Raw genomic sequence first — 9,782 nt, 5'->3', positions numbered from 1 at the left:
ACTTTTTTATGACGTCTGCGTCTTACGACACCAGTTTTTACTCTTGGCATTGTTTTCCTTTCTTGACCCGGTTCATTTCAATTTTAATGACGGGGTGCCGCTTTGCGGACTTGCCCAGCGTTATGCTGGAGGGTTAATAGGGTTTAGCCTACGATCATCTTTTTGATGTTTTTAACATCGACAGCAGCAACCACTTTAGGGCTGTTTTGTTTGCGTCGAGTCCCAGCATCTTGTTTAGTCAAAATATGGCTGCGGAATGCGCTACCACGTTTTAGGGTGCCGTTTTTCTTTACTTTGAAGCGTTTTACCGCCCCTTTAACCGATTTCATTTTTGGCATCGACTTGATCCTTTCGCAAAAATTCTCTAAACGAGACGCGGATTATACCATAAAAAAGCTTTTACTGATGTTTTATTATCTTTAGAAATTAGATTCCGAATCTACCCATAGGGCACGTGAAGTTCGGAATGACGAAATCTCATGTTACCGTCATCCTGAACTTGTTTCAGGATCTAAATTAAGAGAGGAAGTAGATTATTTTTTGTCGTCTTTTTTCGGATGGACCATCATATTACAATAGCGCCCTTCCATAGCAGGTGCTTTGTACATGCTTCCGATGTCTTCAACCATCGGCCATACACGCTGCAATACCGCTACCGCTGACTCAGGGTGCGCCATCTCACGTCCGCGCAAGAAGACACGGAAATGGACATGTTTTCCCTCTTCGAGGAACTCACGAGCATGTTTTACTTTATAGCTGATGTCGTTATCCGCAATTTTAACCGAAAGTTTGATCTCTTTGACTTCCACTTTGGTTTGTTTTTTACGCGCCTCTTTTTTCTTTTTCTCTTCTTGGTAATGAAACTTACCGTAGTCCATGATTTTAGCGACAGGAGGTTTTGCATCCGGAGAGATGAGAACCAGATCGAGTCCCATTTCGTTTGCTTTGTTCATAGCCTCATTGATAGAGATGATACCTAACGCTTCACCGCCATCAACCACACAGCGTACTTCAGGAACCCTGATATCTTCGTTCATCAGGACTCGGTCTTGTTTCTTAATCAAAAATGTACCTCATTAATTTTTTGTTTAACCAAGGAGAGGAAATCCTCTTCACTTAGGTTGTATTGCTCGCGTGATCGTCGATCCCGCACCGCAATACTTTTGTTAGCGACCTCTTCATCACCGAGAACGATGATCATAGGGACGCGTCCTTTTTCCGCTGTACGGATACGTTTGTTAAGACTTTCGTTTTTATCGAAAATCTCAAAATCGGCACCCATATCGATCAATTTATCGGCCAATTCGCGTGCGTATGCTTCGTGCGTAGGGGCGATCGGAACGATAGCCACCTGCGTCGGAGCGATAAACATCGGGAATTCCCCAGCGTAATGCTCCGTCAATATACCAACAAATCGCTCAAACGAACCTAAAATTGCACGGTGAATCATAACCGGCTGGATTTTAGCGTTCTCTTCGCCGTTATATTCAAGCTCAAAACGCGCAGGAAGGTTGAAGTCGAGCTGGATCGTTCCACACTGCCATTCACGTCCGATAGCATCGGTAATTTTAATATCGATTTTAGGACCGTAAAACGCTCCGCCCCCCTCGTCAATCTCGTAGGCAAGGTTATTTTTCTCCATAGCTCCTTTGAGAGCGTTGGTTGAAATTTCCCATACCGCATCATCCCCGACCGCTTTTTCAGGCTTGGTAGAGATCATCATTTTGTAGTTAAACTCAAACGTTTTCATGATTTTGTCTACAAAATCGACCACTTCGATGATTTGCTGCTCGATCTGATCGGCCGTACAGAAGATATGCGCATCGTCTTGGGTAAATTCGCGAACACGGAACAATCCGTGAAGCGCTCCCGTCATTTCGTGGCGGTGAACCACCCCGTACTCAAAATATTTGAGGGGGAGATCGCGGTACGAATGCAAATCGTGTTCGTACACTTTGATATGACCGACACAGTTCATCGGTTTAACCCCGAATTCGAGTTCATCAATGTGGGTGAAATACATGTTTTCACCGTAGTTTTGGTAATGCCCCGATACTTTCCACAGATCACTTCGGAGCATTTCAGGACCGCGTACCGGCTCATACCCGCGCTTGCGGTGCGCTTTGAAAAGAAGCCCTTCCAAACGTGAACGCATACGCGCCCCCGCAGGGAGCCAGATCGGGAATCCCGCACCTACCTCTTCACGGAACGTGAAGAGTTTCATCTCGGCACCAATTTTGCGGTGATCACGTTTTTCGGCTTCCGCCATTTGATCGAGATACGCTTTAAGTGACTCTTTATCGGCAAACGCAATACCGTAAATACGGGTCAACATCTCGTTTTTACTATCACCGCCGAGATACGCACCGGAGATTTTGGTAAGTTTGAAATGACGGATCAAACCGACACTCGGCAAATGCGGTCCGCGGCAAAGGTCTTCGAAATTCCCTTGTTTATAGATCGATACCGTATCGGATGGGATACGATCCATAACCGCTTGTTTCAAATGGTCGTTTGCGAATTTAGCGCGCGCTTCATCTTTGGTGATCTCGTAACGTTCGATCTTCTCTTTGCCTTTGGCAATATCGAGCATCTTTTTCTCGATCGTTTTAAGATCCTCTTCACCGATGGTTTCATTTACTTTGAAATCGTAGTAAAAGCCCTCTTTTACCGTCGGTCCGACGAAAAATTTTGCGTCCGTGTAAAGTGCTTTGATCGCCTCAGCCATCAAGTGAGCACAGGAATGTCGAATTACTTCGAGAGACTCTGGAGAGTTGTCATAAACAATCTCTTCGCCCGTAATTCCAAGTGCCCCAGCGGTTTGTAAATCGATTATTTGATCATCATGCTTGATTGCAATAATATCCATTGGGGGGCCTCGTATGAGAAAATATCGCGGATTATACGGGATTATTGATTGGTTTACGATTAAATAGATAAATTTTGAAGAAAATTAAGGAGAAATGGTGGTCCCAACAGGACTCGAACCTGTGACCACTACCTTGTCGAGGTAGTGCTCTACCAACTGAGCTATAAGACCATCACGATTAATGCAAGGGTGAAATTATAGCCGCGCAGAGGTTAAACGTCACTTAACCCTTGCAAGTATGCGGACGAAAATTTAAAATCATCAGAGCGATTACGGCGATGTCGATCATCACATCGGCAGCGTTAAAGACGGCGAAATCAAATCCGCAGTGCCAATAGACATAATCGACAACCCCCCCGTGCATAAAGCGATCGGCGACATTAGAGAGACCCGCTCCGGTCATAATCCCCACCGGCAGCAAATAACAGATTTTTTTCAACCAGAGGGTATATCCGATAACTCCCGCCAACAGCGCGAGCTGAATCCATTTCAACGACTCTGCTAAAAAAGCGAACATCGAAAAAGCGACCCCTTTGTTAAATACTAAAATCAAATCGATACAAGGGGAGTAGAGACGAAACCCTTCCAGAAAAATCGATTTAATCGCTTGGTCGATGAGAAATGCACTGCTCATCACCAATACTAAGATGATGATCGATCTAACCATTCAAAGCCTTCTCAAAAAATGCAACCAGTTCTCCCATCGCTTTTTCCATCACCAGCGAATCTTTCCCCTCCAAAAGGAGGCGAAGTTTGTTCTCTGTCCCCGAGTATCGGATCAGATGACGCATGTGAGCACTCTCAATTTTGGCAAGCTCTTCACTAAGCCCCGCGATCTGATCGAGCGGTTTTTTGACTTTGACTTTGATATTGACCAGTTTTTGAGGATAAAGTTTAAACGGACGAAGCACTTTACTCGCTTTTTGTCCGGAGGTGAGAAGCAATGCCAACACCTGAAGCGCGCTCACCAAGCCATCCCCTGTCTTCGCGTAATCGTGCAGGATAATGTGTCCGCTTTGCTCTCCGCCGAAGTTGATACCGTTCTCCCGCATCACTTCCAATACGTATTTGTCTCCGACGTTGGAACGAAATAGTTTGAGCCCGTTCTCATTCATCGTATCTTCCAGCGCCTGATTGCTCATAACGGTAGAGACGATTCCGCCCCCTTTGAGTTTTCCGCTTTGGTGTAAAAAGAGTCCCAATGCACCGAGGATCTGATCTCCGTCGACCTCTTCCCCTTTTTCATCCACAACGATAAGCCGATCTGCATCTCCATCAAGTGCCAGTCCGATGTCGGCACGGTACTGTTTCACCGCTTCGCGCAAATCTTTCGTGTGAAGCGCACCGCACCCCTCGTTGATATTCACCCCGTTTGGTTTATCATGCAATACGATCACTTCGGCACCCAATTCCTCAAGCACGGTCGGTCCCACTTTATACCCTGCCCCGTTTGCCGTATCCAATACGATACGCAACCCTTGCAGTGTCAGCTCACGGCTGAATGAGTTTTTGAGCTGAACGATATAGCGTCCGATAACGTCATCGATCCGTTTTGCCGCACCGATGCTTTTGCCGATAACGTGTCCCGCTTCAAGACGGGCTTTATCCTGTGCAATCTCTTCGATCTGCGCTTCAATCTCTTCGGAGAGTTTATTTCCTTGCGCATCGAAAAATTTAATCCCGTTATCTTCGTAAGGGTTATGGCTTGCCGAGATCATAATCCCCGCATCACATCGCATATTCAAGGTTAAAAATGCAATCGCCGGAGTCGGCATCGGACCGATTTGTACCACGTCATATCCCACGGCCGTCAAACCGCTTACGATAGCATTTTCGATCATATAGCCGCTTTTACGGGTATCTTTACCGAGGAGGATCTTTTTTGTTCGGGCATGTTCACTAAAATAGATCCCTGCCGCCATCGCAACACGCATCGCCAATTCTGCCGTTAAAAATGAGCCCGCTTCGCCGCGTACCCCATCCGTTCCAAAAAGTTTCATAAAATTTTTCTTCCTTTTATTAGTTAATTTTTCTTTTTTATTTCTATTTCTATAAATTTTAACTTAAATTTAATTTTCTTTAAGGTAATATTTCACCCTAAATTAAACCTCGACAAGGATAAATGCCATGGCAAACCATAAGTCAGCATTGAAACGTATCCGTCAAACGGAAAAACGTACTGAACGTAACAGATTTTACCGTACACGTATTAAAAACATTGTTAAAGCAGTTCGCACTGCTGTTGAAGCTGGAGACAAAGACGCTGCACGTGCCGCTCTTGTGATCGCTAATGCTAATCTTCACAAATATGTTAGCAAAGGTGTCTTGAAAAAAGAAACTGCCGCACGTAAAGTTAGCCGCCTTCACCTCGCTGTCAATAAACTAGCAGCGTAATTTTTTGCCCTCGGGCAAAATTCCTTCTTTAAATTTTCTCAAAACGCCTCTTTTAGGACACACCTATGTTATCCGAAAAACTCACCCCTTTTATCAACCGTTATAACGAATTGACCGAACTGCTTAGTTCTCCCGACATCGGCAATGACATCAAACGGATGACCGAACTCTCCAAAGAGCAATCTTCTATCCAAGCAATTGTAAACAAAGCGACCGAATACAAAAAACTCCTCGATGATATTGAAGAGAACAAATCCCTCGCATTTGATGCGGAACTCGGGGAGCTGGCCAAAGAGGAGTTAAGAGCGTTAGAACCCCTCGTCGAACCGCTCGAAGATGAGATCAAAAAACTCCTCATCCCTGCCGATCCGAATGACAAACGCAATATTTATATCGAACTTCGTGCGGGTACGGGGGGAGACGAAGCGGCGATATTCGTCGGAGACTTGTTCAACGCCTATGTCCGCTATGCCGATGTCAAGGGATGGAAAATCGAGCTGATGAGTTCTAGCCCAAGTGATGCAGGGGGATACAAAGAGATCATTGCCCTCATAAAAGGGGAGCAGGTCTACTCTCGTCTCAAATACGAAGCGGGAACCCACCGCGTACAGCGTGTACCTGCTACCGAGTCCCAAGGGCGGGTTCACACGTCTGCGATTACCGTTGCCGTCATGCCCGAAGTCGATGATGTCGAGGTTGTAATCAATGAAAACGATCTCAAAATCGACGTTATGCGCTCATCCGGTTCAGGGGGGCAAAGTGTCAATACGACCGACTCTGCCGTGCGTATCACCCATCTCCCGACCGGAATCGTCGTCACCAACCAAGATCAAAAATCACAGCATAAAAATAAAGACAAAGCGATGCAAATTCTCAAAGCCCGTATTTATGATATGCAAATGCAAGAGGCAAAAGAAAAAGAGATGTCTGAGCGTAAAGATCAAGTGGGAACAGGGGATCGCTCAGGGCGCATCCGCACCTACAACTACCCTCAAAACCGTATCTCCGATCACCGCATTACACTCACTCTTTATCGACTCGAAGAGATTATGCAGGGGGGATTGATGGACGATATTATCGAACCGTTGATCGCCGATACTCAAGCGCAAATTATGGAGAGAGCAGGACTCTAGTAATCCTGTGATCCAATACCTAGAGTCGTTCCGAAGGCAGAAGTGCCGAGAGGAACGAACGTTCTTGGATCACTGGATGATCTTTTGCTACTTTTCTGACTAAACAGAAAAGTAGATAGATTAATGTCTCCAGAAAGTTTCAAAAACCCCTTTTACTTCACCCTTAAAAGTAATCACACCCTCTTCAAATCCCAAATAAAGCGTCTCTCCGCTTTTTGGAAATACTTTTGTGTTTTCTTCTACGAGTCTCTCTTGGAGTGCGCGATAAAAACTCGCCGCCATCCCCGTACCGCACGCTAACGTCTCATCCTCAACGCCGCGCTCATACGTACGTACTTTCATGGTTCCATCGAGGTTAATACTGGCTATGTTCACATTGGCATTATAACGATGGCGAAGAGTGCGAGCCATATCGATATTAAAATGCTCAATATCGGCATCAAAGGTAATCAAATGCGGCACACCCGTATCGATCAGCCACCATTTCATCCCGCTCTCGACAATCGCTTGATTGATAATCACGGGAGGAGTAAGGTCACTTTGAACCATATCTCCCTCAACGGAAGCTTTGATCACACCTGCACCCGTCAAGAACTCCATTTTTTCACCCGCTAAGGCAAAACGGTGGGCATAATGGGCACATGCACGGCTCCCGTTTCCGCACATCGAAGCGGTGGAACCGTCAGCATTGTAAAACTCCCACTCGAAATCGTGACTCTCATGGGGAACCAAGACGATTAATCCATCCGCACCGATCCCGTTTTGACGGTCGCACAATTCACGCGCCAAACCGGAGCGATCCGCTTTTTCAAAAGCGTGAAAAATAACAAAGTCATTGCCGCTCGCGCAGTATTTAGCGATTTGAAGCATGGGATATTCCTTTATAGCTGGATTCCCGATCAAGTCGGGAATGACGATGTAGAATTATACCTTAGGAGCGGGGTAGAGTGTTTTAATCGTCTCCACAAACTGTTCACACTCTTTCTGCAAATGTTTGAGATTGGAGGAATTGTCGATCACCCACGTCGCACGCGCTTTTTTCTCCTCGATGTCCATCTGACTCTCGATGCGTCGCAACGACTCCTCCTCGGAGAAACCGTTACGTTTCATAAACCGCTCCAACTGTAACGCTTTGGGGGTATAAACAACGACGGAATTTTTAATCGGATACGACGATGTCTCGAAAAATAGGGGAATATCGATCAGATAGGGGTATTTGAGACGGTCTTGTTTTTCGCTCTCTTTTTCGATCTCAGCCCGAATTTTTGGGTGTAAAAAGGCCTCAAGCTCTTGCTTCGCCTGCGCGTCGGCAAAAATAACTTTCCCCAATACAGGACGATCCACTTTGCCGTTTTTGACAAACTCCTCGCCGAAACGCTCGTAAACCCAAACACAGTTTTCATCCAAAAGTCGGTGCGCTATCGTATCGGCATCGATGATGCGCAAACCGTTCAGTCCGAGCAAAGAAGCAACGGTACTTTTCCCCGTTGCGATCCCCCCCGTGAGTGCAATGGCGTATTCAAATGCCATTAGTTACGGATAATCCCGAGGTAATTTTTGCGGATGTATTGCGGCATAGCAAATACCCCGATATGGACATCGCAGTTATAAAACTGAAGTCCCTCAATCAGGTCACTGCGCTGTAAAATCAAATCCGCCGTCGGATGATACTCTTTAGAACACAGGAGCAATGTCGAACCGTCCCCTGCGTAATACGGCATAATGATTTTAAAATAGTTCCCCAAAATCTGCATGAGATTGGTATTGGCGGCGATATTATCCAAATCGGGATGTTTAACGACCATCAGGGCATCGTCTTTGAGAACGCGATTCGCGTGAGCAAATACGGCGGCATCATCGCTTTGTGCATCGATAAGTAACACATCAATACTCTTATCGCTTCCGCTTCGCAGTGCTCCGAGCAGATCATCTGATCCCGCATAGCTCACTTCAACATCACGGTAACGTGCCATCTCTGTTTTTAGCAAATCACTTCGATTGCTCAATACCTCAACAGAGTGGGGATTTTTATGGGTACACATCGCGACATGCACCATCATTTCGGGAAAAATAAATGTTTTCATTATGAGCGTCTCTTTTGTAATTTTTGAGCGATTGTAACACGCAGAGATTAAAAGGGTTTGAATATTCCAGCTATCTTTTAACCTTAAAGCTTCTACGGTTCGGATTAGCTATAATTTTACCAAATTTATCCTATTAAAGATCGGAGTTACTAATGTGTGCTGAAAAAATTCAACGTTTTTTGATGGCTATCGTATTGACCGTAGCATTGTTTTTATTTGCTAGCAATCAAATGTTATATGCAATGATTCTACAAACCCTCGTTATTGTTATGGTTATCGTTTGGGCGATCTTTGATTTTTGCCCTTCTTTGTGGGTTTTCAAAAAAGTTTTTGGAAAATGTCCCCAAAAAGATTAATCCCCTAAATTTCCCCTAACCACTCTTTCGTTATAATTCCCTCATTACAACAGATGAGGGACTCCATGAGCCAAATCAGCTATAAAGATGCCGGTGTCGATATTGATGCAGGTAACAGTTTTGTCGAAAATATCAAACCGCTCGTAAAATCGACGGCAATCCCCGGTGTTCTCGGCGGAATCGGATCATTTGCAGGGGCGTTTGAACTCCCTAGCGGTTATCGTGAACCGGTCATGCTTGCCGCAACAGACGGTGTCGGAACCAAGCTCAAACTTGCTATCGATTCGGGTATCCACAACACCGTCGGTATCGACTTGGTCGCAATGTGTGTGAACGATTTGATCTGTAACTTTGGAACCCCATCGTTTTTCCTCGACTATTACGCTACCGGCAAACTCGATGTCACTGCCGCAACCGCTGTCGTGAGCGGTATCGCGGAAGGTTGCCGTCAGGCAGAATGTGCCCTAATCGGCGGTGAAACGGCAGAGATGCCGGGGATGTACCACTCAGACGATTACGATTTGGCGGGATTTGCCGTCGGTATCGGTGAAAAAAGCGAACTCGATCGCTCCAATAAAGTAGCGGCAGGGGATGTCCTCATCGCATTGCCGAGTTCAGGTCTCCACTCCAACGGGTTTTCATTAGCACGCAAAGTGTTGTTTGAAAAAATGGGGATGAAATTCGACGATCAATTCGAAGGGAAACCGTTGATTGAGACTCTTTTGACGCCGACACGTATCTACGTCAAAACGTTCAAAGCACTCAAAGACAAGATCCAAGCCCTCGCCCACATCACGGGAGGCGGGATTGTCGAAAACTTCCCACGCGTTCTCCCTGAGGGGCTACGTGCGGTTATCACCGAATCCTCGATCCGTGTATTGCCGATTTTTGAACTCATCGGTCAACACGTCGAACGTCACGAAATGTTCCGCGCATTTAACATGGG

Annotated in this window: 12 protein-coding genes and 1 tRNA gene; 4 read left to right on the top strand and 9 right to left on the bottom strand. The window is 45.8% G+C overall.

Features of this window, described 5'->3' with window-relative positions; translation table 11 throughout:
- Positions 1-143: 143 nt before the first annotated feature.
- The 6 genes from rpmI to glmM form a co-directional block, all read right to left on the bottom strand.
- Positions 144-338, bottom strand: coding sequence for a 50S ribosomal protein L35 (rpmI, locus tag VFW36_RS02860; RefSeq protein WP_310439261.1), 195 nt, complete (start codon positions 336-338; stop codon positions 144-146).
- Positions 339-533: 195 nt separating this feature from the next.
- Positions 534-1,061, bottom strand: a complete 528-nt coding sequence (gene infC / locus VFW36_RS02855; RefSeq protein WP_329657309.1) for a translation initiation factor IF-3 — start codon at positions 1,059-1,061, stop codon at positions 534-536.
- A complete protein-coding gene (gene thrS, locus VFW36_RS02850) occupies positions 1,061-2,869 on the bottom strand; it encodes a threonine--tRNA ligase (protein ID WP_329657308.1) in 1,809 nt (602 codons plus the stop codon). The genes infC and thrS overlap by 1 nt, the downstream gene beginning before the upstream one ends.
- Positions 2,870-2,964: 95 nt before the next feature.
- Positions 2,965-3,040: transfer RNA gene (locus VFW36_RS02845), tRNA-Val, on the bottom strand.
- A 52-nt stretch (positions 3,041-3,092) separates the two neighbouring features.
- Positions 3,093-3,536 carry a signal peptidase II gene (gene lspA, locus VFW36_RS02840; RefSeq protein WP_329657307.1) on the bottom strand — a complete coding sequence of 148 codons (444 nt, stop codon included), beginning with the start codon at positions 3,534-3,536 and terminating at the stop codon, positions 3,093-3,095.
- Positions 3,529-4,869 (bottom strand): phosphoglucosamine mutase, encoded by a 1,341-nt coding sequence (glmM, locus tag VFW36_RS02835; protein ID WP_329657306.1) that lies wholly within the window; start codon positions 4,867-4,869, stop codon positions 3,529-3,531. The genes lspA and glmM overlap by 8 nt, the downstream gene beginning before the upstream one ends.
- Before the next feature lie 127 nt (positions 4,870-4,996).
- On the opposite strand from glmM, the gene rpsT reads away from it, so the two are divergent.
- Together rpsT and prfA are read left to right on the top strand one after the other, a co-directional pair.
- Entirely contained in the window at positions 4,997-5,263 is a 267-nt protein-coding gene (rpsT, locus tag VFW36_RS02830; RefSeq protein ID WP_294922754.1) for a 30S ribosomal protein S20, read from the top strand.
- Between the two features lie 65 nt (positions 5,264-5,328).
- Positions 5,329-6,396: a peptide chain release factor 1 gene (gene prfA, locus VFW36_RS02825; protein ID WP_329657305.1), complete on the top strand. Its 1,068-nt coding sequence runs from the start codon at positions 5,329-5,331 to the stop codon at positions 6,394-6,396.
- A gap of 120 nt (positions 6,397-6,516) precedes the next feature.
- Here prfA and dapF read toward each other — a convergent pair whose 3' ends face one another.
- The 3 genes from dapF to VFW36_RS02810 are packed head-to-tail and all read right to left on the bottom strand — an operon-like array spanning position 6,517 to position 8,480.
- Complete coding sequence (dapF, locus tag VFW36_RS02820; RefSeq protein WP_329657304.1) at positions 6,517-7,266, bottom strand: diaminopimelate epimerase; 750 nt, start codon at positions 7,264-7,266, stop codon at positions 6,517-6,519.
- Positions 7,267-7,320: 54 nt separating this feature from the next.
- A complete protein-coding gene (gene coaE / locus VFW36_RS02815; protein ID WP_329657303.1) occupies positions 7,321-7,926 on the bottom strand; it encodes a dephospho-CoA kinase in 606 nt (201 codons plus the stop codon).
- On the bottom strand, positions 7,926-8,480 hold the full coding sequence (locus tag VFW36_RS02810) for a spermidine synthase (protein WP_329657302.1): 555 nt from the start codon (positions 8,478-8,480) through the stop codon (positions 7,926-7,928). Before VFW36_RS02810 ends, coaE begins: the two co-directional genes overlap by 1 nt.
- Before the next feature lie 152 nt (positions 8,481-8,632).
- On the opposite strand from VFW36_RS02810, the gene VFW36_RS02805 reads away from it, so the two are divergent.
- Together VFW36_RS02805 and purM are read left to right on the top strand one after the other, a co-directional pair.
- The gene (locus VFW36_RS02805) at positions 8,633-8,836 is read left to right on the top strand and encodes a phosphoribosylaminoimidazole synthetase (RefSeq protein WP_329657301.1); all 204 of its coding nucleotides are present in this window, start codon (positions 8,633-8,635) and stop codon (positions 8,834-8,836) included.
- Between the two features lie 65 nt (positions 8,837-8,901).
- On the top strand, positions 8,902-9,782 hold an 881-nt coding region (gene purM, locus VFW36_RS02800; protein WP_329657300.1), incomplete at its 3' end, for a phosphoribosylformylglycinamidine cyclo-ligase.

The sequence above is a fragment of the Sulfuricurvum sp. genome (genome assembly GCF_036279695.1).
Classification (GTDB): domain Bacteria; phylum Campylobacterota; class Campylobacteria; order Campylobacterales; family Sulfurimonadaceae; genus Sulfuricurvum.
The sequence above is the reverse complement of the archived record's forward strand: the minus strand, read 5'-3'. Positions and strand labels throughout refer to the sequence as shown.

Bases quoted from the DNA above. Each gene is read 5' to 3' on its own strand.
- rpmI (WP_310439261.1), bottom strand. From the start codon at position 338: ATGCCAAAAATGAAATCGGTTAAAGGGGCGGTAAAACGCTTCAAAGTA.
- thrS (WP_329657308.1), bottom strand. From the start codon at position 2,869: ATGGATATTATTGCAATCAAGCATGATGATCAAATAATCGATTTACAA.
- lspA (WP_329657307.1), bottom strand. From the start codon at position 3,536: ATGGTTAGATCGATCATCATCTTAGTATTGGTGATGAGCAGTGCATTT.
- glmM (WP_329657306.1), bottom strand. From the start codon at position 4,869: ATGAAACTTTTTGGAACGGATGGGGTACGCGGCGAAGCGGGCTCATTT.
- rpsT (WP_294922754.1), top strand. From the start codon at position 4,997: ATGGCAAACCATAAGTCAGCATTGAAACGTATCCGTCAAACGGAAAAA.
- prfA (WP_329657305.1), top strand. From the start codon at position 5,329: ATGTTATCCGAAAAACTCACCCCTTTTATCAACCGTTATAACGAATTG.
- dapF (WP_329657304.1), bottom strand. From the start codon at position 7,266: ATGCTTCAAATCGCTAAATACTGCGCGAGCGGCAATGACTTTGTTATT.
- coaE (WP_329657303.1), bottom strand. From the start codon at position 7,926: ATGGCATTTGAATACGCCATTGCACTCACGGGGGGGATCGCAACGGGG.
- VFW36_RS02810 (WP_329657302.1), bottom strand. From the start codon at position 8,480: ATGAAAACATTTATTTTTCCCGAAATGATGGTGCATGTCGCGATGTGT.
- VFW36_RS02805 (WP_329657301.1), top strand. From the start codon at position 8,633: ATGTGTGCTGAAAAAATTCAACGTTTTTTGATGGCTATCGTATTGACC.